Raw genomic sequence first — 20,183 nt, forward strand, 5'->3', positions numbered from 1 at the left:
CCGAAGATGGTCCGCGAGGGCGCCCACATTCGCGCGTCCCTGGTGCTGGGCACCGAGGAGCAGGCGCGAATGGCGCTGGGCGAGAAGGCCGTGGATGGTGGCGCCGCCCCGCACAAGCTCCGCCAAGGGCTCGACAAGGGCACGCTGGTGGTGGCCGGGGACGGCGTGAAGCTCGCCCCCGGGCAGAGCAGCATCACCATCCGCACGCACTTCGTCTCCGGCGAGCACGCCGCCGAGATCGCCGGCCGGGCCAAGGCCCGGCGTGCCGGGGTCACGACCCGGTCGTCCGTGGACCGGCCGGACGAGACGGATCCGCTCGCGGACGTCGCGGCCGTGCTCGGCGACGAGAAGCGCATGCGGACCCAGGAAGTGCTTTCCGGTCTCGCCGCCCGGGATCCGGGCGCCTACCGGGAGTGGACGTTCGGGGACCTGAAGACCGTGCTGGACGCGGTCGGCGCCGCCCCCTACAAGTCCGACGGACAGATGGTCGTCTCCCGCGCCAAGGTCGAATCCGCCCTCCAGCTCCGCGCCGAGGACGCCGGAGCGTAACCGAAGCGCGTGAGGGAGGCCGGAGGGAGGCAGGGAGTTCTCCCTGACCGCCTCCCTGAACCCCCACCCTGCCCCTGATCAGCGCAGATCAGCGCGCCAGGGAGGCAGGGAGGCGCCACCCCCACCCCTGCTGGGGCCCCGGAAACCGGCTCTTCGGCCCGGGGGCCCTCTCCCTCCCTGTCCGAACGCCGTCACTCTCCGCATCCATTGACGAGAGGGGATCCACCGCATGAGCACCCCCGTCCGCGTGCGGCCGCTGGCCGCCGTCCACCTGCGCGACGCGCTCACCGCCGCTGCCGACCATCGGCCGGCCGCCGCCCTCGCGGCCCTGCTCCACATCGACCCCGAGTCCTGGACCGGCATCGAGCAGCGCGCCGCCGCGCTCGGCACCACCGTCCTGGACCTGCTCGCCACCGCCACCCGGGAGGGAACCCAATGAGTCTCACCACCGACGCGATCACCGCCGCCGTCCTCTTCGGCCCCGGCGCCGTCCTCGGCGCCGCCGCCCTCATCTCCCAGCGCGGCGACAGGGCTGAATCCGCCGCCGTCCGGCAGGTGCTCGCCGAATCCGCCGCCGAACGCGCCCACCGCGCCGCCCGGCAGGCGAGCGCCCCGCCCGACGGCGGCGAGGGCGCCCCCACCCCCACCACCGAGCAGCACGTCCCGCTCGCCACCGTCCTGCCCTTCCCTGCCGCCCGCCGCGCTGCCTGAAAGGACTTCCCGTGTTCGACGACTTCGACTGTGCCCCCGACGAGGACACCGAGGACTGGACGCCCGGCGAGTGTGACCACTGCCCCGGCGGCGAGCCCATCCGCGTGCCGTTCGGCTTCATCTACTGCGCCTGCCGGATCGGGCAGGGCGCCGACCCCGAGGACTGCGTCTGCGGCTCCGAGAGCGAGTGACCCGGCCTGTGCCGAGCCCGGTTCCGCCCGCCCCTCGCCCCTGCCGGGCGCGGTGCGGGCGGTGCCGGGGACGGACAGCCCGCTCCCACCCAGTTGCCCCGGGAGGGCCGCATGGCCAAGCGCACCTATCTCGACCCCCGCCAGATGGGCGCCGACAACATCGGCGACGCCGCCCGCCTGTTCCTCATCGGCGTGCGCGTCGTCCGCGCCGAAAGCCGCGGGAAGTCCACCAAGCGGCTGGAGAACCGCGCCGACCGCATCCAGCAGGAGGCGTTCGACCGCTGGGACGCCAAGTACGGCGCCCCCGACGAGAGCTGACTCAGCCCGGAGCGGCCGGCACATCCCGCCAAGGCTTCCGGCCGCTCCGGTTCCCCTGCTCAATCGAGATGAGGAGACCACCCAGCATGACCCATCCGACCACCATCCGGGGAGAGCACCTGCTCGCCGCTCTCTCCCTCGCCGCCTCCGGCGTTCCCGTGCTGCCGCTGCGGGCCGGGAAGGTGCCGTTCGGCAACTGCCCGCGCTGCGTCGACGGCGCGTGCGGCGGCCGGCCGAACATGAAGTCCCCCGGGGCCTGCGCCTGCCCGTTCCCGTGCCACGGTTGGGCCGCCGCCACCACCGACCCCAACGTCCTGACCAGCCCGGAGTGGGCGCGGACGTGGCGGGACGCGGCGGCCGTCGGCTACCACCCCGGTGGCGCGGGCGTGACCGTCGTCGACCTCGACGACGCGCAGGCGATCGCGTGGGCGCGGGAGACGCTGCCCGCCACCCGGGTGGTGCCGACCACCCGGGGCGAGCACTGGCTCTACCGGGGCGCCATGCCGTCCGCCAACGCGGTCCGGCCCGGCGTGGACGTCAAGTCGTCGATGTCCTACGCCCGGTGGCTCGGCCCCGGCACGGGCACCATGGCGGCCCTGCCGGACGTCGTCCGCGCCCTGGTCGTCAGGGAGCCCATCCCGGTCCGGCCGGCGGCCGTCACGGTGTCCGTCCCGGGCGGGGGCGGGAAGTGCCCGCACCGCACGCCCACGTTCCTGGCGCGGGGCATCGCCATGGCCGAGCAGCGCATCAGCGAGGCCGCCGCCGCCGTGCACAACACCGTGTTCGGGGTGTTCCTCGCCGTGCTGTCGACGCACGGGCGGTGCGGGTGCCTGACCGTGGCCCACACGGAGCGGCTGTTCGCCGCCGCGCAGGCCAAGGGGGAGTCGCCCCGGCACTGCGCCGACGCGTGGGCGAACGCCTTGATCCGGTTGGGGCTGTAGCCGTGGCCGATGACGAGAAGAACCCGGCGCGGGAGATCATCACTGAGTACGCGCAGGCACACTTCCGGTACTTCCGCACCGCCGACGGCACCGTCTACGCCCAGCGCAACGGCCACCCGGTGGCCCGCCCGATCCGATCCCAGGGCACCACCGGCAGCCACCGCCAGGAACTCCTGGTAGGCCTGTACAAGGATGGGCGCGGTGTCTTCAACGGAACCTCGATGAAGGAAGCGCTGGACCTGATCGAGGCTCTGGCCCTGACCGAGGAGGTGCAGCCCGTCCACATCCGGGTGGCCCCCGGCCACGACGGGGCGACGTGGCTGGACCTCGGGCGCGCCGACGGCCTGTCCGTGCGCATCCACCCCACCGGGTGGGACACCGTCGTCCCCGACCCGCGCGAAGTCTGCTGGCGCCGTACCCAGCTCACCGGTGAGCTGCCGGTTCCGGTGAAGGACACCGACGGCAAAGGCATCGACCTGTTGCTGAGGCTGACGAACTTCACCGACGCCCAGACCGAGTGCCTGGCCATCGCGTGGCTGATCGGGTGCCTCGGGCCCGGGGTGCCGGTCCCGGCCCCGTTCCTCACCGGACCTCAGGGGGCCGGGAAGTCCACGGCCGGCCGGATGATGGTGCGGATCATCGAGGGCATGAGCGGGGACCTGCGCCGGGCCCCGAAGGACGAGGAGAACCTGGTCGCGGCCGTCGCGGCGGGGTGGGTCACCGCCCTGGACAACCTCTCCCACATGACCCCGGACCTGTCCGACGCCATGTGCTGCATCGTGACCGGCATCGAGTCCGTCAAACGGGCGCTGTTCACCGACGGGGACGTCCACCGCTCCGCCTACCGCCGGCCCCTGCTCCTGACCGGCATCGACGTCGGCGTCATCCGCCCCGACCTCGCCGAACGCCTCCTGCCCCTGCGGTTGGAGCGGCCCAAGGTGAGGCGCACCGAAGCGGAGCTGTGGGCCGAGTACGCCGAGGTGCTGCCCGTCGTCCTCGGGTCCCTGCTCGACCTCACGGTCCAGGTCCGCGCGGCCGAGGTCGACACCCCCACCGACCTGCGCATGGCCGACTTCGCGCACCTGTGCGCCCAACTCGACGCCGCGACCGGGTTCGGGGTGCTCCCGGTCTACCGGGCCAGCCTGAACGACCTGAATGACGACGTGATCGAGGGCGACCTCTTGGCGCAGACCGTCCTGCGGCACGCCGAGACCATCGAGCCGGGCGGAGCCCAGCGCATGACGTCGACCGAGTGGCTGCACTGCCTCGGGCGCCTCCACAGCGGCGACGACTTCCGCGCCCTGCCCAAGGGCTGGCCGACCACCGGAAAGGTGCTGTCCGACCGGCTCAAGCGCCTTCAGCCCACCCTCGCCGCCCGGGGCGTCCTCATCGACACCGGCCGCACCCACGAAGGCCGCTACCTCGAAATGGCCCGCCCCGCCCCCGCCCCGACGCACGAACAGCCCGAGCTGGGCTGACCGCCCGAACAGCAAGAGGAGCACCGGCGTCGCCGACGGGTGCTCCTCTTGCTGTTCGGCGAAGCCGCCCCAGGAGCGCGCCGCGAAGCGGCTCCGCTTCATGCCCTGAGGCGCACCGAACCACAGCAGAAACCCCCTCCCTTTTTCCTAAGAGAGGGAACGCTGCGTCATGTGCGACATGGAGACCGGCAGACGGCCGCTGACCTGCGACGAAGGCCATGACGCAGGCGCCGGACGCTGCGTCATCCTGCGTCATGTGCGACATGCCATGACGCAGCCCATGACGCACCCATGACGCGGCCCCCGGGCGCCGCGTCATACAAAGGCGCAGGTCAGAGGCCCGCATGTCGCTGATGACGCAATGACGCAGAAATCCCCACCTCGGACAAACGCGCTCGGACCTCACCAACGGCTCCCCTCGCCAAGGAGTAACCACCATGACCACCACCGCGCCCGAGGACACCCCCGAATACGACCCCACCCTCGTCGCTCTCAGGGTCGAGGAGGCTGCCCGCCGACTCAGCATCGGCCGCACCACCATGTACGCCCTGATCCGCGACGGTGAAATCGAGACCATCCCGATCGGCCGGGCCCGCCGAGTGCCGGCCGAGGCCGTCATCGAGTTCACCCGCCGCCGCATGCAGCAGCACGCCACCACCCCCATCGCAGCCTGAGGAGGCAGCACCCTTGGCGACCCGTCAGCCGAACGGCGCATCGAGCATTTACCAGGACAAAGACGGCAAGTGGCACGGCCGGGTGACCGTCGGGGTCAAGGACGACGGCACGCCGGACCGTCGGCACGTCCGGGGGAAGTCCCGGGCGGAGGTGACCAAGAAGGTCCGGGAGCTGGAGAGGAAGCGGGACGACGGCAACGTCCAGAAGGCCGGCAAGAAGTGGACCGTCGCGGCCTGGCTCACCCATTGGGTGGAGAACATTGCCGCGCTGCACGTCCGACCGAACACCCTCGCCGGGTATCGGGTGGCGGTGAACGTCCACCTGATCCCCGGGGTCGGCGCTCACCGGCTGGAGAAGTTGGAGCCGGAGCACCTCGAACGGCTCTACAAGAAGATGCAGGACAGCGGGAGCAAGCCCGCCACCGCCCACCAGGCGCACCGCACCATCCGGACAGCGCTGAACCAGGCGATCCGACGCGGGCACCTCACCCGGAACGTCGCGTCGCTGGCCGTCGCGCCCAAGGTGGAGGAAGAGGAGGTTGAGCCGTACGAGGTGGAGGAGGTGCAGGCGCTCCTCCTGGAGGCGGGCAAGAACCGGAACAGCGGTCGGTGGGCCATCGCGCTGGCGCTCGGCCTGCGGCAGGGGGAGGCGCTCGGGCTCCAGTGGCGGGACATCGATCTGGAGCGGGGCAGTCTGCGGGTGCGGCAGGCCCGACAGCGACCGAAGTACCGGCACGGCTGTACGACCCCGTGCGGGCGGAAGCACGCCGGCAGGTGCCCGGAGCGGGTGCAGACGAACGCCGATGCTGCTCTCACGAAGTCGCGGGCGGGTAAGCGGCTGATCGGCCTTCCGGATCAGCTGGTGAAGCTGCTCAGGCTCCACAAGGAGGAGCAGGACCGGGAGCGGCTGGCCGCCCGTCAGGAGTGGGTGGAAGGTGGGTGGGTCTTCGCCTCCGAGACCGGCCACCCGCTCATCCCGCGCACGGACTGGGATCGATGGAAGGAACTGCTCGCCGCCGCCGGCATCCGGGACGGGCGCCTGCATGACGCTCGTCACACCGCCGGGACGATCCTCCTCCTGCTCGGCGTCCCCGAGCGCATCGTGATGGACATCATGGGGTGGTCCAGCACCGCCATGACGCATCGGTACCAGCACGTGACGGCCCGGATCCGGCGGGACGTGGCGATGCAGATCGGCGGCCTCATCTGGGAGGTGGCCAAGGAGGCTGACGCGGGTGGCGTGCTGCCACGTGACTGATGGAGGTTCGTGTATCGACCTGCAGCGCGACACATGAGTCCCGGCATCCACTGCGGACTCAGCAGCCCTGACCCCTGACGCACTTGTTCTCAGACGTGCGGTAGTGATGGCACGATCGGCACATCCAGCCCTTGTCGAGCCCGATCGTCTCAGCCATTGAGCCGGTGATTTCCATAGCGAGGCCCAGGTGCTCGAACGCTTCCGCGAGCCTCACCTTGATGTGGTCGGTGATCGTCTTGCATCTGTGGCAGTAGTGGTCTCTGCTGTTCGCCATGCCACTTCCCCTTGCCGCGCGAGGTCGAGTTGCCTAGGTCACATCGTGGCAATCATCTGGCTTCCCCGTGGCGGAACTGGTTGAACTGAGACCAAAACTGAGACCAGACGACGAGGGCCCCCGACCGTTCCCGGTCGGGGGCCCTCGTTTGTCCTGCTCGTGGCGGTAGCGGTGGGATTCGAACCCACGGTGAAGTTGCCCCCACACACGCTTTCGAGGCGTGCTCCTTTGGCCGCTCGGACACGCTACCGAGGGGAACTCTACCGGACGGGTGGCGCGGGAACGAAATCCTTGTCCGGGGCGGCCGCGGGGGTGGGTCCGCGCTGGGTGTCGAAGAAGGCGCGGAGCTGCTCGCCGCATTCGTCGGCGAGGACGCCCGGGATCACCTCGGGGCGGTGGTTGAGCCGCCGGTCGCGCATCACGTCGAAGAGCGAGCCGGCCGCGCCGGCCTTCTCGTCGAGGGCGCCGTAGACCACGCGGTCGATCCGGGAGAGCACGATCGCGCCCGCGCACATGGTGCACGGCTCCAGGGTGACGACGAGGGTGCAGCCGCTCAGCCGCCATTCGCCGACCCTGCGCGCGGCCTCGCGGACCGCGACCACCTCGGCGTGGCCGGTCGGGTCCCCGACGGCCTCGCGCACGTTGTGGCCCCGGCCGATGATCTCGCCGTCGGGGCCGAGGACGAGCGCCCCGACCGGGACGTCACCGGTGGCCGGCGCCAGGGCGGCCTCGGCGATGGCGAGGCGCATCGGCGCCGCCCAGCGGTCGCGGACCGGATCGGGGCGGACGGGAGCGGGCAGCGGCGGGATCGGGCGGGCGGACTGCATGGCATCCAGTGTCGGGCATGGCGGGGGTCCGGCCGTGCGGGCGGTGGACACGGGGTGTTACCGGACGGCCTCCAGCACCTCGCCGCAGCCGAGCGCCTCGGCGATCTCCTCCAGGGCGTCGCCGGGCACCGCGCCCTCGCCGCTGAGGGAGAGCAGGGCGTCCGCGGCGAGTCCGAACTCGGTCAGCAGGTGCGCGTCGCCGAGCGGGCCGACCGGGACACCGTTGTGGCCCTCGCCCTCCTCGTCGTCCTGCTCCTCGGCCTCGGCCTCCTCCTCCAGCTCGGCGACCAGGTTGTCGAGGTCGCCGAACTCGCTCTCGCCGGCCTGGTCCACCAGTTCGTCGGTGAGGACCGAGCCGTAGGAGCTGCGGGCGGCGGCGGCGCCGTCCGACACGAAGATGCGCGGGTCCTCCTCGCCGTCCACCCGGACGATGGCGAACCAGGCGTCCTCCTGTTCGATGAAGACCAGGACGCTGTCGTCGTCCTGGGCCGCCCCGCGGGCCAGATCGGCCAGGTCGGCGAGGGTTTCGACGGAGTCGAGCTCCGTCTCGCTCACGTCCCACCCGTCCTCGGAGCGAGCAAGCACTGCAGCGAAGTACGCCACCAGGGACACTCCCAAGATCTCGTCTCGGCTGTCGGCGCGCTCGGGCGACGCGGAACTGGCCGCCCCCGCGCCAGAGGCGGCCCGCTGTTCGGACCGTCCCATCGGAATCGTGACAGAAAGCCAGGCTCTGCGGGGGGTGTTCTGCAGCGCGTCTTTGCAGGTCGTGTCGGAAGGGTTGGCCGCCGGACGGTGTACGGCGACCGGGTGGCAGCGGGACTGTGGAGAACCCGTGGAGAGCCCGTCAGATCCGGAAGGTTCGCATCCGCATCGCCTCGCGCATCCGGCGTTCCTTGGTGCGGCGCGGCTGGACCCGCTCACGCAGTTCGCGGGCCTCGGTGAGTTCGCGCAGGAAGACAGCGCGGCGCCTGCGGCGCTCCGCCTCGGTCTCCGGACGGTCCGGGGGCGGGCCCGAGAGGCCGCCCGACGAGGTCGGGGCCCCGTCCGCCGAGCCGTTCCCGTGGTGCGGGTTGCTCGTCATAGGACCTGACTTTCCCAGATCGGCCGGGTTGATACCACAGGAGGCCGTTCCGTCCGGACATTCGCGGTGCGTCACCGCGCGTCACGGCAGAGTGAGGGCCGGTCCGGGCGGCGCGCGGCGCGGTCTGGCACGGCGTGTCGTACGGGCGTCCGGGCGCGGGCTAACCTCGACGCATGCGGATCCACGTCGTCGACCACCCCCTGGTCGCCCACAAGCTCTCCACCCTGCGCGACGAGCGCACCGACTCGCCGACCTTCCGTCGCCTGACCGACGAGCTGGTGACCCTCCTCGCGTACGAGGCCACCCGGGACGTCCGCACCGAGGAGGTGGAGATCACCACCCCGGTGGCCGTCACCACCGGCACCCGGCTGTCCTACCCGCGCCCGCTGGTGGTGCCGATCCTGCGGGCCGGCCTCGGCATGCTGGACGGCATGACCCGGCTGCTGCCGACCGCCGAGGTCGGTTTCCTGGGCATGGTGCGCAACGAGGAGACCCTGGAGGCCTCCACCTACGCCACCCGGATGCCGGACGACCTGTCCGGCCGCCAGGTGTACGTGCTCGACCCGATGCTGGCCACCGGCGGCACGCTGGTCGCGGCGATCCGGATGCTGATCGAGCGCGGCGCCACCGATGTCACCGCCGTGGTGCTGCTGGCCGCCCCGGAGGGCGTCGAGGTGATGGAGCGCGAGCTGTCCGGCCTGCCGGTCACCGTGGTCACCGCGGCCGTCGACGAGCGGCTGAACGAGAACGGCTACATCGTCCCGGGTCTCGGCGACGCGGGCGACCGCCTGTACGGCACCGCGGGCTGAACCCGTCCGGACACGGATGCGACGGAGCCCCCCGGTGGTGAACCGGGGGGCTCCGTCGCGTTCGGGTCCGGGGTCGGGCCCCGGGCGGGTCAGCAGCTGCCGGTGCTGCTCGGGGCGGGGACCGGCCGGGTGGCCAGGGCCAGCGCGGCGGCGGCCTGGGTGTCGTCGAGCAGCGTGTTGTAGCTGTCGCCGATGACGAAGTCCACGGTGCCGTCGGTCCGGGCGTCGGCGGTGCTGGTGGCTCCGGCGATCACCGAGCCGACCAGGGTGGCCGCTCCGGCGCCGGCCGGGCCGGCGACCACCTGGGCGGTGCCGGGCACCTTCTTGTCCAGCTCCGCCGGGGCGTTGCCGACCTTGCCGATGGTGAAGCCCCGCTTCTTGAGCTCCTCGGCGGTGCGGGCGGCCAGGCCCGCCTTGGCGGTCGCGTTGTAGACGTTCACGGTGACGGCCGCGGGCTGCGGGACCGCCGCCGGGTCGATCGGGGCGGCGGCCGTGCCGGGGACGGTCGGCGCCTCCGGGGTCGGGGCAGCCAGCGGCTTGCCGGAGGGTCCGGCGCAGGCCTGGGCGGAGGCGTTCTTGCCCTTGCCGCTGAAGATGTCCCAGAGCTGGACGCCGCCGAGGCCGATCAGCGCCAGCGCGAGCAGCGCGCCGAGCAGTGCGAACACCTTGCGGCTCTTCTTCGGCGGGCGGCCCAGTCGCGGATAGGCGTTGCCGGTGATCCGGTACTGCTTCCCCTTCAGACCTTGGGGAGTCAACATGCTCACGGTTTGTCTCCCCCTCGTGCCGGGGCGGGGATCGGGTGAAGGTGCGGCGCGGCGTCGCGGGAAGGCGATCGCGGCCGTAGTCAGCAGATTAGTGCCGTACTGCCGCGAAGGTACTAAACGATCATCATCCGGGGTACTCCGGGACCCGAATGGCGGCACCCCGGTACGAACGGACCGCCCCCCGGTACTGACCGGGGGGCGGTCCGACACGTGCGGCCGGGTGAACCGGCCCGGTGGTCATTCCATCTCGAGGACACGGGCGTGCAGCACCTGGCGCTGCTGGAGCGCGGCGCGGACCGCGCGGTGCAGTCCGTCCTCCAGGTACAGGTCCCCGTGCCACTTCACGACGTGCGCGAAGAGGTCCCCGTAGAAGGTGGAGTCCTCCGCCAGGAGGGTCTCCAGATCCAGTTGTCCCTTGGTGGTCACCAGCTGGTCGAGTCGCACCGGGCGCGGGGCGACGTCCGCCCACTGGCGGGTGCTGGTACGGCCGTGATCCGGGTACGGCCGACCATTGCCGATGCGCTTGAAGATCACACGGAAAGCCTACCGTTCGGACGGCGGATGGCCCAGCAGCCATGGGGTCGCCACGCGCACCGGTGCGAGCTGCGGGCGGTGGATTGCGGCTGTTTCATGGGAAATGTCGTGTAGATCCCTCGAGGGATCTCGCGGGATCGATACCCGTTCCTCCGGCCCGCGGGGCCGCCGCACCGCCCGGGAGGGTGCCCGATGTCCGCTCTCGTTCCGTCCGCCGTCCGGGAGATCGCCGACGGGTACGCCTTCACCGGGCCCGCGCTGGACCTCGGGGCGGTGCTGCTGGACGGCACCGCGTACGCCGGTGCCCCGGTGCGGGTGCCGCTCGCGGTGCTCAACCGGCACGGGCTGGTGGCAGGAGCCACCGGCACCGGCAAGACCAAGACCCTCCAGCTGATCGCCGAGCAGCTGTCCGCCCAGGGCGTGCCGGTGTTCCTCGCCGACATCAAGGGGGACGTCTCCGGGGTGGCCGCCCCCGGCGAGCCGGGGGAGCGGACCGCGGCCCGGGCCGCCGAGGTGGGCCAGGACTGGCGGCCGCACGGCTGCCCGGCCGAGTTCTACGCGCTCGGGGGCCTGGGCAGCGGCATCCCGCTGCGGGCGACCGTGACCAGCTTCGGCCCGCTGCTGCTGGCCAAGGTGCTGGACCTGAACGAGACCCAGGAGGCCTCGCTCGGTCTGGTCTTCCACTACGCCGACCGCAACGGTCTGGAGCTCTACGACCTCAAGGACCTCACGGCGGTCATCGCCTTCCTGACCTCGCCCGAGGGCAAGGAGGAGCTGAAGGGCATCGGCGGGATCTCCGCCGCCACCGCCGGGGTGATCCTGCGCTCGCTCACCCTGCTGGAGAACGAGGGGGCCGGGGCGTTCTTCGGCGAGCCGGAGTTCGACACCGCGGAGCTGCTGCGGACGGCGGACGGCGGGGCGGGCGTGGTCTCGGTGCTGGAGCTGCCGGCGGTGCAGGACCGGCCGCGGCTGTTCTCGACCTTCCTGATGTGGCTGCTCGCCGATCTCTACCAGGAGCTGCCGGAGGTCGGGGACCTCGACCGGCCGAAGCTGGTGTTCTTCTTCGACGAGGCGCACCTGCTGTTCAAGGGCGCCTCCAAGGCCTTCCTGGAGGCGATCACCCAGACCGTCCGGCTGATCCGGTCGAAGGGGGTCGGGATCTTCTTCGTCACCCAGACGCCGAAGGACGTGCCGGCGGACGTGCTGGCGCAGCTGGGCAACCGGGTGCAGCACGCGCTGCGGGCGTTCACCCCGGACGACGCCAAGGCGCTGAAGGCGACCGTCTCGACCTTCCCGAAGTCGCCCGCCTACGACCTGGGGGAGGTGCTGACCTCGCTCGGGACCGGTGAGGCGGTGATCACCGTGCTGTCCGAGAAGGGCGCGCCGACGCCGGTGGCGGCGACCAGGCTGCGGGCGCCGCAGTCGCTGATGGGGCCGATCGGGCCGGCGGTGCTGCAGGCCGCGGTGGACGGGTCGGCGCTGGCCGGGAAGTACCGGGACGCGATCGACCGGGAGTCGGCGTACGAGAAGCTGGCGGCGCGGGCGGCCCGGCCGGAGGCGGAACCGGTGCCGGAGCCCGGGGGCGGTGCGGAGCCCGAGCGGGAGCGGGCGCCGGAACGCCCGTCGGAGCGGGCGCCGGAGCGGGCGCAGGAGCGGGCGCAGGAGAGCGGCGGGCTGCTGGGGTCGCTGATGAACAACCCGGCGCTCAAGTCCTTCGCCCGGTCCGCCGGGACCCAGCTCGGGCGGGAGATCTCCCGGAGCCTGTTCGGGACGTCCCGGCGGCGGCGGTGAAGGGGCGCTCCCGGCTCAGATGCTGTCGGTGAGCCAGACCCGGCCGGCCGAGATCGGGCGCTCGGCGACGGAGCGCGGCACCGTGCTGTTGAGGCTCCACCGGTAGCCGGCGAACAGCTTGGTGTCGGCGTCCGCGTAGAAGACCATGTGGCCGTAGCCGACGCCGTCGTGCTCCCGCCAGGCCGAGGTGCCGCCGGTGGTGGGGACCTCCTCGATCCGGGTGTCGGGGAAGGCCCGGTAGAGGTCGGTCGCGGTGCCGCCGTTCGCCGGGTTGCCGTGCGGGTCGCTGGTGCAGTCGATGATCTCGAAGACGTACGGCACGACCGGACGGCCGAGCCTGGCGTCCACCGCCGCGTCCGACCAGGTGCCCTTGCGCTCGCGGATCATGACGATGTGGCCGGTGTACGGCTTGGAGCCGTCCTCGTCGGGGTGGTAGTCGAGGGCCACCAGGTCGCCGGGGCGCAGGTTCACCGGCTTGGTGACGCGGGTGAAGTGCGGGAGGGCGTCCGGGTCGAGGAAGGCCTGCTGGTACTTCTCGGCGGTCGGGTAGGGGTTGGTGTTGGCCGGGTCCTTGATGAAGTACTGCTGGAAGTACTCCCGGGTCGCCCAGCCGTAGCTGTAGCCGCCCCACGGCATCGGCGTGCCGGCGGGCACGGTGGGCTGGGTGCCGTAGGCGCGCTGGAGGGCCAGGGTGATGAAGGACGAGCACTGGGCCAGGTTGTAGAACTCCTCCGGGTGGCCGGCGGTGCCCCAGCGGACGGTGGTGTGGACGTCCTCGAACTCGCCGGCCGTCTTGTACCGGTTGGCGTTCTGGTCCCAGGGACGCAGGCGCAGGTTGTCGACCAGGGCCTCGGCCTCGATCTGGTGCGGCAGCTTCAGCGTGTACGGGCTGGGCGCCGGGACGGTGGCCGCGGCGGCCCCGGTGGCGCCGACGGTGCCCGCCAGGGCGGCGGCCCCGGCGGTGCCGGCGGCTCCGGCGAGCAGACGGCGGCGGCTGATCGGTGATGCGGTCATGGGTGCTCCCCCTCGTCGGACGATCACGACTGAGGGGAGCTTAGGGAGCACGTGTCGGCACGGCCAGATTCAGCCGTACGGGTGAGCGATCGGTTCCGGCCGTGGCAGCTTCAGGCCAGGGCGGCGCCGATCCGGTCGAGGGAGGACAGCCGCATCAGGCCGTAGTGGTAGAACTCGACCTCCGGGACGCCCAGCTCGCGCAGCACGGCGATCTTGGCGGCGAGGTTGGCCGGGCCGTCGCAGTCCGAGGCCATCGGGCGCAGGATCACCGCCATGTCCTGCGGACGCACGCCGTGCAGGGCGAAGGCGGCGAGCTTCTCCCGGACCGCCTCGGGCGTGCGGGCGTAGCCCAGCGTCTCGATCTGGTGGGCGGCCTTCGCCAGCCCCGGCAGGTCGATCCCGGAGAGCCAGCCGGTGCCCGGGCCGCCGCCGTCCATGAAGCTCAGCCGCATGCCGTGGCCGGCCGCCTCCTCGGTCAGCTCGGCGGCCAGCGAGGTCACGGTCGCGGCCGAGGCGTCCACGTAGGCGGCCACGGCGCCGCCGGCCAGCTCGTCCAGTGCGGCGGGCTCGGCGGCGGCGGTGTCGTCGGCCAGCCGGCGGCGCAGCTCGGTGCGGACCGCCGCGGCGGCCTCCTCGGCGGGGACGCCCGCGCGGACGGCGGCGGCCCGGCAGTGCGCGCAGAAGCAGAGGCCGAGCAGGGCCTCGGCGGCCGCGCCCAGCTCCTCGAAGTAGCGCTCGTGGTGGTAGCCGTGGCGCAGGCCGTGGAAGTGCAGCGACTCGGCCCGGACCGCGTCCACGCCGTACCGGGCCAGCTCGGTGACCAGGGTGCGGGCGTACGCGCGGACCTCGGGGTGGGCCGGGCAGAGCTCGGTGAGGTGGCGGTCCCCGAAGGCGTTGGCGGGGGCGCAGTCCGGGTGTTCGAAGCCGAGCCGGTCGTTGTGGCAGAAAACCGTCCACGCGTGCAGCTTCAGGCCACGCCGGCGGGCCTCCTCGGCGGCCTCGGCGAACGGATCGCGGTCGCCGATCGCGGTGGAGGGCACGGGCCGCAGCCGCTGCCCGGACCAGCGGGCCGGGTCGGGGCGGAAGTAGGCCGCGCCCGGCTCCAGGTAGCGGATCACCCGGCGGGGGTTGTGCGGGAAGACGTCGCGGGCCTCGTGGTAGACCGAGGCGAGGGTGACACCGCCGACCCCGGCCCGGTCGGTGAGGTTGCCGAAGAAGGTGTCGGCGCCCTCGTCGAGGAGGTCGGTGGCGAAGGCGAGGACGGACGACTCCACGGTGCGGCTCCGGAGCAGGGGGCAGGTGCCCGTTCACGCTAACCGCCGGGGCGGGGAATGGTCTATACCTGGCCGGGGTGGCGTGGTCCGGAAGAGGGCCTAGATGCCCAGGTCGTCGAGCTCCTTGAGCAGCGCGCCGGCGGGGCTCGCGGGGGTCGGGCCGGTGCCCGCGGCGGCCGTGGCCGCGCCCGCCGTGCGCCGCGGGGTGCGGTCGCGCAGCAGCCAGGCGCCGGCCAGCCCGCCGATCAGCCCGCCGAGGTGGCCCAGCCAGCTGACCCCCTGGGCGCTCGGCAGCACGCCCAGCAGGAGGTAGGAGTAGAGCGCGGCGACGACCACACCGATCACCGTGTCCGCCGGGTTGCGGTCGAAGATCCCGCGCAGCACCACGTAGCCGAAATACCCGTAGACCACGCCGCTGGCGCCCGCCGTGACGGCGTCGGGGCGCTCGAACCACCAGACCGTCAGTCCGCTGGACACCACGATCAGCGCGGTCGCGAGCAGGAAGCGCCTCATGCCCCGGTACGCGGCCAGGAAGCCGAACGCGAACAGCGGCCAGGAGTTGGCCTCGATGTGGTCCCAACCGAAGTGCAGGAACGGCATGGTGAGCAGGTCGGGCAGCTCGTCGAGCCGTCCCGAGCTCATGCCGTACTCGTAGGAGAGCCGGTAGTCGTCCAGCCAGTTCGCCACCTGGACCGCCCAGATGACGGCCAGCACGCCGACCATCGTGAGGAGTGCGGCACGGGAGTCACGGAGCAGTCGGGCGAATCTCGGAGCCATGTCCCGACTGTAGGGCCGGGCAGCGCGGTTGGTCACCCCACTAAGGTGAATCCTGTCCCTGGTCCGCGTGTCCGGGTCCGGGCCTCCCCTTTTCCCGCCGTGCCGAGAGGTGACCCTCCATGAGTGTGCGTCCGCCGCTGCCGTACGAGTTCCTGCCGCAGGTGCCGTCCTTCGAGCTGACCAGCCAGGACATCACCGAAGGCGGCACGCTGGCACAGGAGTTCATCCACGCCGGGGGCAACCTCTCGCCGCAGCTGGCCTGGTCGGGCCTGCCGGAGGGCACCCGCTCGATCGCCGTCACCTGCTACGACCCGGACGCGCCGACCGGCTCCGGCTGGTGGCACTGGCTGGCCCTCGGGCTGCCCGCCGACACCGCCGGCCTGGCGCGCGGCGCCGGGGCCTCCGACGGCGACCTGCCGGGCGAGCGATCCTTCCACGGGCGCAACGACTTCCCGGGCAACCAGTACGACGGCGCGGCCCCGCCGCCCGGGCCCGCGCACCGCTACGCCTTCGCCGTGCACGCCCTCGACGTGGACGCCCTGGACGTCACGGCCGACACCCCGGCGGCGCAGATCGGCTTCCACATCACCTTCCACACCCTGGCGCGGGCCGTTCTCACCGCCGAGTTCGGGGTCTGAGGACCGTTTCCGACCGCGGCGCCGCCGCCCGTGATCCGCGGGCGACGGCGCCGCCGTCCGTTTCGGCCCCGGCTCAGGAACCCGGCTCAGGCCGGGTCGGCGGCGCGGTCGGCGCGGTCGGCGAGGGTGCGCAGGAGGGTGCGCAGCTCGGGCGGCGAGTGCACCTCGAAGTCGCAGCCGGCCATCAGCAGGCGCATCGCCAGCCAGTCCAGGGAGTCGGTGCGGGAGCGCACCCGGCAGCTGTGCTCGTCGACCGGTTCCACCTCGGTGTCGCCGTAGCCGCCCAGACGCCGCCGGGCTTCCTCGGCGGACAGCCGCAGGGTGGCGTCCAGGGTGTGGGCGGAGGACTCCCGGCGGAGCTTGCTCGCGACGTACGCGGCCGCGTCCTCGGCCGGGAGCGGGCGAGGGGTGAAGCGGGCACCGGTCGCGAAGGGGTCGCTGACCCGGTCCACCCGGAACAGCCGCCAGTCGTCCCGGTCGAGGTCGAAACCGACCAGGTACCAGCGGCGGCCGGCCGACACCAGGCGTTCCGGCTCGACCTGGCGGTGGGTCTCGGCGCCGTTGCCGGCCCGGTAGCCGAAGCGCAGGCGCTCGTGGTTGGCGACGGCGTTGGCCATCACGGTGAGGTCCTCCGGGTCGACGGTCGGGCCGTCGCCGCCGAGCAGCGGGAGGGTGGCCCGGTCGAGGGTGGAGACCCGGTGGCGCAGCCGGGAGGGCAGCACCTGGAGCAGCTTGCCGAGGGCACGCACCGAGGCCTCCTCGATGCCGACCACGGCGTGTCCGGCGGCGGCGCGCAGGCCGACCGCGATCGCCACCGCTTCCTCGTCGTCCAACAGCAGCGGCGGCATCGCGGTGCCCGCGACCAGCCGGTAGCCGCCGATCGGGCCCATCGAGGCCTCGACCGGGTAGCCGAGCTCGCGGAGCCGGTCGATGTCGCGGCGGATGGTGCGAGGGCTGACCCGGAGCCGTTCGGCGAGCTCGCTGCCGGGCCACTCGCGCGGGGTCTGGAGCAGGGAGAGCAGGCTGAGGAGTCGTGCCGGGGTATCGGTCATGGGTTCCAGGGTGCCCGAAGTCGCGGTCAGGATCTGACCTAGATGCTTCCTAATGTGGTCCGTGTGCTGATGACGGACGGCGACGAGGAGCGTGCGGTGCAGAAGGAATCGGGTTCGGGGGCGGGGACCGGGCCGGTGACGGGGCCGGTGTCGGTGACGGGGCCGGTGCCGGGAGCGGCGCCGGTGTCGCTGTCGGACCGGCGGAGGTGGATCGCGCTGGCGATCGTGATGACGGCCTCCTTCATGGACCTGGTGGACGTCACGATCGTGAACATCGCGATCCCGAGCATCCAGGAGTCCACGGGGGCGTCGTTCTCCGCCGTGCAGTGGGTGACCGGCGGGTACGCGCTGGCGTTCGCGATCGGACTGATCACCGGTGGTCGGCTGGGTGACATCCACGGCCGGAAGCGACTGTTCCTGATCGGCATGGCCGGCTTCACGCTGACTTCGGCGCTCTGCGGTCTCGCGAGCGGTCCGGAGGTGCTGGTCGCGATGCGGATCCTCCAGGGCGGGACGGCGGCGCTGATGGTGCCGCAGGTGCTGTCGATCATCCACGCGACCTTCCCGGCGGAGGAGCGCGGCAAGGTGTTCGGCATGTTCGGCGCGGTGGTCGGGCTGGGCGCGGTCAGCGGTCCGCTGATCGGCGCGGTGCTGACCGAGTGGGACGTGCTCGGGCTCGGCTGGCGTCCGATCTTCCTCATCAACCTGCCGGTCGGGATCGCCGGACTGCTGCTCGGCCGGATCTTCATCACCGAGTCCAGGGCCGACCGGGCGCTCAAGCTGGACCTGCCGGGTGTGGTGCTGGCCAGCCTCGGCCTGCTGATGCTGATCTACCCGCTGACCCACGGCCGGGAGGCCGGCTGGCCGCTCTGGGGCCACCTGACGATGGCCGGGAGCCTGCCGGTGTTCGCGCTGTTCGTCGCGTACGAGCGGGTCAAGACCCGGCGGGACGGTTCGCCGCTGGTGGAGCTGTCGCTGTTCCGGACGAAGTCCTTCGCGGCGGGCATCGGTGTCGAGCTGACCTTCGGTGTGGTCTCCGGGATCTTCTTCCTGGTCTGGACCCTCTACATGCAGCTCGGGCTCGGCTGGAGCCCGCTGAAGGCCGGTGCGACGGGCATCCCGTTCTCGATCGCGATCTCCGTGGCGGCCGGTGTCTCGGTGCAGCAACTGGTGCCCCGGTTCGGCCGGAAGGTGCTCCAGGCGGGCGCCCTGGTGATGGCGGCCGGCGTGCTCGTCTACATCGCGGAGGCGCACCGGTACGGCACCGGGATCGCGCCCTGGCAGATGGCGCTGCCGCTGGTGGTGATGGGTGCGGGGATGGGCCTGATCGTCGCGCCGATCACCGACGCGGTGCTGGCGGAGGTCCCGCAGGAGCACGCCGGTTCGGCCTCCGGGCTGATCAATACGGTGAACCAGGTCGGCCTGGCGCTCGGCCTGGGGCTGGTGTCGGTGGCGTTCTTCGACGCGGTGCCGGCCGGGGCGGCCGGGGGCCCGGCGTTCGTGGGCGCGTTCCAGCACGCGATGTGGTGGGTGCTCGGGGTGCTCGCGGTGGTGTTCCTGCTGATGTTCGCGCTGCCGGGGCGGCGGAAGGCGCAGGCCGCTCCGGACGTCGCCGAGGAGACCGAGCGGGAGCCCGCCCTGGTCTAGGGGCCGGGCGTCCCGCCTCCGTTCCGTGCCGGGGGCCGGAGAGGAAAGTCCTCTCCGGCCCCTGCCGCACGTCCGGCCCCTGCCGCGCGTCCGGCGCCCGGCGGGAGGGGCCGGAGGCTCAGGCGCGGACCTTGGACCTCGCCAGGGCGTCCTTCGCGGCCTTCTCCTCCTTGGCGGCGAGCTTCAGTTCCTGCTTGGTGGCCCGCACCCGCTCCAGCGACTCGGGGCCGGTGATGTCCGCGACCGAGCGGAACGCGCCGTCCTCGCCGTACGCCCCGGCCGCCTCGCGCCAGCCCTCCGGCCGCACGCCGTACTGCTTGCCGAGCAGGGCGAGGAAGATCTGCGACTTCTGCTTCCCGAACCCCGGAAGGGCGTTGAGCCGGCTGAGCAGTTCCCGCCCGGTCGCCACGTCCTTCCAGAGCGCGGCGGCGTCCCCGTCGTACTGCGCCACCAGGAACTGGCAGAGCTGCTGCACCCGTTTGGCCATCGCCGCCGGATAGCGGTGCACCGCGGGCTTCTCGCAGAGCAGGGCGACGAACTCCTCCGGGTTGTAGGTGGCGATCTCGTGGGCGTCCAGGTCCTCGTGCCCCAGCCGCCCGGCGATGGTGAGCGGTCCGGTGAACGCCCATTCCATGGGCACCTGCTGGTCCAGCAGCATCCCGACGAGCGCGGCGAGCGGGCTCCGCCCGAGCAGTTCGTCGGCCTCGGGCTGCTGCGCGAGCCGCACGGTGACGTTCATGGGCTGACCTCCTCGGAGCATGGACTCGGGTCGCGCCCAGTCTGCCGGGCGGGCGCCGAAGGGGCCCTGTCAACACGCCATGACCAGCTGATTCCTTGGAGCGGCCGGTTGGTTCGTCGGCGGACTTCTGCGCGCCGGCGGCGCCGTCACTCCAGACCGAGCGTCAGATGGGGGTAGCCGAGGCGGACCCGCTCACCGAGCCCGGCCCCGGCGCCCGGTCCGAGACCGTCGATGAACGCCTCCAGCCGGGCGGTCGCCTCGGCGACGGTGGCCGCTTCCCCCTTGAACTCGAACTCGACGAACTCGCCCAGCCCGGCGACCAGGTCGAAGGCCACCGCGATCCCGTCGACGTGCCACTCCTCGCGGGTCTTGTCCACGACCGTCAGCTCGGTGAAGTCGAGCGAGGCGAGCAGCCGCCGCACCGCCTCCGCGTCGGCCACCGTGCTCTCGTACTCGTCGCAGTGCGTCTTCACCGGCGAGGCGATCGGGTGGAACCGCTTGAAGTTGACCGACGCCGCGCCGTCCTCGACCCGCACCCGCAGCCACTCGGAGACCACCTCCTGGTCGAGGAAGTCCCGGTGCGGCGCGTTGTAGTAGGTGTCGACCTGCCGGGACGGACTCCCCGGCCGCGCGCCGAGCGCGGCCAGCCGCTCCCTCAACCCGTCGGCCGGGCCGACGAGTCGGAACTTCTGCTCGACCTCGGTGTACTCCACGACCTGCGCCCCTGTCGGTTGCCGGATGCCGGATTCGCCGGTGCGGGCGGCGCGGTGACGCCCTCGGCCGGCGCGGTCCGAGCGTAGTGGACCGGTGGGGGCCGGAAGGGTGGGGTGGAGCCGACCAGT

General features: G+C 72.5%; 24 protein-coding genes, 1 tRNA gene and 1 pseudogene. 13 read left to right on the forward strand and 13 right to left on the reverse strand.

All coding sequences use genetic code 11. The annotated features are described in order from the left end of the window. The 9 genes and pseudogenes from ACIPYS_RS11570 to ACIPYS_RS11610 form a co-directional block, all read left to right on the forward strand. Positions 1 to 549 (forward strand): annotated as a pseudogene (locus tag ACIPYS_RS11570) (ATP-binding protein); the annotation flags it as partial. Between the two features lie 229 nt (positions 550 to 778). Next, entirely contained in the window at positions 779 to 988 is a 210-nt protein-coding gene (locus ACIPYS_RS11575) for a hypothetical protein (RefSeq protein ID WP_400745489.1), read from the forward strand. Continuing rightward, a complete protein-coding gene (locus tag ACIPYS_RS11580) occupies positions 985 to 1,260 on the forward strand; it encodes a hypothetical protein (protein ID WP_400745491.1) in 276 nt (91 codons plus the stop codon). Before ACIPYS_RS11575 ends, ACIPYS_RS11580 begins: the two co-directional genes overlap by 4 nt. A gap of 11 nt (positions 1,261 to 1,271) precedes the next feature. Further along, positions 1,272 to 1,451 (forward strand): hypothetical protein, encoded by a 180-nt coding sequence (locus ACIPYS_RS11585; protein WP_400745492.1) that lies wholly within the window; start codon positions 1,272 to 1,274, stop codon positions 1,449 to 1,451. 111 nt (positions 1,452 to 1,562) lie between these two features. Next, positions 1,563 to 1,769, forward strand: a complete 207-nt coding sequence (locus tag ACIPYS_RS11590) for a hypothetical protein (RefSeq protein ID WP_400745494.1) — start codon at positions 1,563 to 1,565, stop codon at positions 1,767 to 1,769. A gap of 86 nt (positions 1,770 to 1,855) precedes the next feature. Further along, entirely contained in the window at positions 1,856 to 2,710 is an 855-nt protein-coding gene (locus ACIPYS_RS11595) for a bifunctional DNA primase/polymerase (protein ID WP_400745495.1), read from the forward strand. Between the two features lie 2 nt (positions 2,711 to 2,712). Next, positions 2,713 to 4,188 (forward strand): ATP-binding protein, encoded by a 1,476-nt coding sequence (locus tag ACIPYS_RS11600; protein WP_400745497.1) that lies wholly within the window; start codon positions 2,713 to 2,715, stop codon positions 4,186 to 4,188. Positions 4,189 to 4,625: 437 nt separating this feature from the next. After that, a complete protein-coding gene (locus ACIPYS_RS11605) occupies positions 4,626 to 4,862 on the forward strand; it encodes a helix-turn-helix domain-containing protein (RefSeq protein WP_400745499.1) in 237 nt (78 codons plus the stop codon). Positions 4,863 to 4,875: 13 nt separating this feature from the next. After that, entirely contained in the window at positions 4,876 to 6,120 is a 1,245-nt protein-coding gene (locus ACIPYS_RS11610) for a tyrosine-type recombinase/integrase (protein WP_400745501.1), read from the forward strand. 58 nt (positions 6,121 to 6,178) lie between these two features. On the opposite strand, the gene ACIPYS_RS11615 is transcribed toward ACIPYS_RS11610, so the two are convergent. The 5 genes from ACIPYS_RS11615 to ACIPYS_RS11635 all read right to left on the reverse strand — a co-directional run bounded on the left by ACIPYS_RS11615 (position 6,179) and on the right by ACIPYS_RS11635 (position 8,302). Beyond that, on the reverse strand, positions 6,179 to 6,394 hold the full coding sequence (locus ACIPYS_RS11615) for a hypothetical protein (RefSeq protein WP_400745503.1): 216 nt from the start codon (positions 6,392 to 6,394) through the stop codon (positions 6,179 to 6,181). 160 nt (positions 6,395 to 6,554) lie between these two features. Next, positions 6,555 to 6,644, reverse strand: a tRNA-Ser gene (locus ACIPYS_RS11620). Between the two features lie 10 nt (positions 6,645 to 6,654). After that, positions 6,655 to 7,221: a tRNA adenosine(34) deaminase TadA gene (tadA, locus tag ACIPYS_RS11625; RefSeq protein ID WP_400745505.1), complete on the reverse strand. Its 567-nt coding sequence runs from the start codon at positions 7,219 to 7,221 to the stop codon at positions 6,655 to 6,657. Positions 7,222 to 7,278: 57 nt separating this feature from the next. Next, positions 7,279 to 7,776, reverse strand: a complete 498-nt coding sequence (locus ACIPYS_RS11630) for a hypothetical protein (RefSeq protein ID WP_231978635.1) — start codon at positions 7,774 to 7,776, stop codon at positions 7,279 to 7,281. 289 nt (positions 7,777 to 8,065) lie between these two features. Continuing rightward, on the reverse strand, positions 8,066 to 8,302 hold the full coding sequence (locus tag ACIPYS_RS11635; protein ID WP_093861049.1) for a hypothetical protein: 237 nt from the start codon (positions 8,300 to 8,302) through the stop codon (positions 8,066 to 8,068). 173 nt (positions 8,303 to 8,475) lie between these two features. On the opposite strand from ACIPYS_RS11635, the gene upp reads away from it, so the two are divergent. Next, positions 8,476 to 9,111: a uracil phosphoribosyltransferase gene (upp, locus tag ACIPYS_RS11640; protein WP_093861048.1), complete on the forward strand. Its 636-nt coding sequence runs from the start codon at positions 8,476 to 8,478 to the stop codon at positions 9,109 to 9,111. Between the two features lie 89 nt (positions 9,112 to 9,200). Here the strand turns inward: upp and ACIPYS_RS11645 are convergent, their stop codons facing one another. Together ACIPYS_RS11645 and ACIPYS_RS11650 are read right to left on the reverse strand one after the other, a co-directional pair. Further along, positions 9,201 to 9,869, reverse strand: coding sequence for a LytR C-terminal domain-containing protein (locus tag ACIPYS_RS11645; protein ID WP_231978794.1), 669 nt, complete (start codon positions 9,867 to 9,869; stop codon positions 9,201 to 9,203). 243 nt (positions 9,870 to 10,112) lie between these two features. After that, positions 10,113 to 10,409, reverse strand: coding sequence for a type II toxin-antitoxin system VapB family antitoxin (locus ACIPYS_RS11650; protein WP_030061387.1), 297 nt, complete (start codon positions 10,407 to 10,409; stop codon positions 10,113 to 10,115). Between the two features lie 192 nt (positions 10,410 to 10,601). Here ACIPYS_RS11650 and ACIPYS_RS11655 point away from each other — a divergent pair, with 192 nt between their 5' ends. After that, positions 10,602 to 12,200 carry a helicase HerA-like domain-containing protein gene (locus tag ACIPYS_RS11655; RefSeq protein ID WP_400745508.1) on the forward strand — a complete coding sequence of 533 codons (1,599 nt, stop codon included), beginning with the start codon at positions 10,602 to 10,604 and terminating at the stop codon, positions 12,198 to 12,200. A 15-nt stretch (positions 12,201 to 12,215) separates the two neighbouring features. Here the strand turns inward: ACIPYS_RS11655 and ACIPYS_RS11660 are convergent, their stop codons facing one another. The 3 genes from ACIPYS_RS11660 to ACIPYS_RS11670 all read right to left on the reverse strand — a co-directional run bounded on the left by ACIPYS_RS11660 (position 12,216) and on the right by ACIPYS_RS11670 (position 15,265). Beyond that, positions 12,216 to 13,214, reverse strand: a complete 999-nt coding sequence (locus ACIPYS_RS11660) for a hypothetical protein (RefSeq protein WP_400745510.1) — start codon at positions 13,212 to 13,214, stop codon at positions 12,216 to 12,218. A gap of 110 nt (positions 13,215 to 13,324) precedes the next feature. Beyond that, positions 13,325 to 14,488, reverse strand: a complete 1,164-nt coding sequence (locus ACIPYS_RS11665) for a hypothetical protein (protein WP_400745512.1) — start codon at positions 14,486 to 14,488, stop codon at positions 13,325 to 13,327. Positions 14,489 to 14,587: 99 nt separating this feature from the next. Beyond that, positions 14,588 to 15,265: a rhomboid family intramembrane serine protease gene (locus ACIPYS_RS11670; RefSeq protein WP_400745514.1), complete on the reverse strand. Its 678-nt coding sequence runs from the start codon at positions 15,263 to 15,265 to the stop codon at positions 14,588 to 14,590. A 119-nt stretch (positions 15,266 to 15,384) separates the two neighbouring features. Between ACIPYS_RS11670 and ACIPYS_RS11675 the strand changes: the two genes are divergently transcribed. Continuing rightward, the gene (locus ACIPYS_RS11675; RefSeq protein WP_093861043.1) at positions 15,385 to 15,903 is read left to right on the forward strand and encodes a YbhB/YbcL family Raf kinase inhibitor-like protein; all 519 of its coding nucleotides are present in this window, start codon (positions 15,385 to 15,387) and stop codon (positions 15,901 to 15,903) included. An 86-nt stretch (positions 15,904 to 15,989) separates the two neighbouring features. On the opposite strand, the gene ACIPYS_RS11680 is transcribed toward ACIPYS_RS11675, so the two are convergent. Then, a complete protein-coding gene (locus ACIPYS_RS11680; RefSeq protein ID WP_093861042.1) occupies positions 15,990 to 16,955 on the reverse strand; it encodes a YafY family protein in 966 nt (321 codons plus the stop codon). Between the two features lie 228 nt (positions 16,956 to 17,183). Between ACIPYS_RS11680 and ACIPYS_RS11685 the strand changes: the two genes are divergently transcribed. Beyond that, positions 17,184 to 18,602 carry an MFS transporter gene (locus ACIPYS_RS11685; protein ID WP_400745855.1) on the forward strand — a complete coding sequence of 473 codons (1,419 nt, stop codon included), beginning with the start codon at positions 17,184 to 17,186 and terminating at the stop codon, positions 18,600 to 18,602. A 118-nt stretch (positions 18,603 to 18,720) separates the two neighbouring features. Here ACIPYS_RS11685 and ACIPYS_RS11690 read toward each other — a convergent pair whose 3' ends face one another. Beyond that, positions 18,721 to 19,341 (reverse strand): HhH-GPD-type base excision DNA repair protein, encoded by a 621-nt coding sequence (locus ACIPYS_RS11690; protein ID WP_093861041.1) that lies wholly within the window; start codon positions 19,339 to 19,341, stop codon positions 18,721 to 18,723. Between the two features lie 146 nt (positions 19,342 to 19,487). Next, the gene (gene cyaB, locus ACIPYS_RS11695; protein WP_400745517.1) at positions 19,488 to 20,054 is read right to left on the reverse strand and encodes a class IV adenylate cyclase; all 567 of its coding nucleotides are present in this window, start codon (positions 20,052 to 20,054) and stop codon (positions 19,488 to 19,490) included. Between the last annotated feature and the right edge of the window lie 129 nt (positions 20,055 to 20,183).

Origin of the sequence: Kitasatospora sp. NPDC089913, assembly GCF_044748625.1 — a bacterium.
In the GTDB taxonomy this organism is placed as follows: domain Bacteria; phylum Actinomycetota; class Actinomycetes; order Streptomycetales; family Streptomycetaceae; genus Kitasatospora.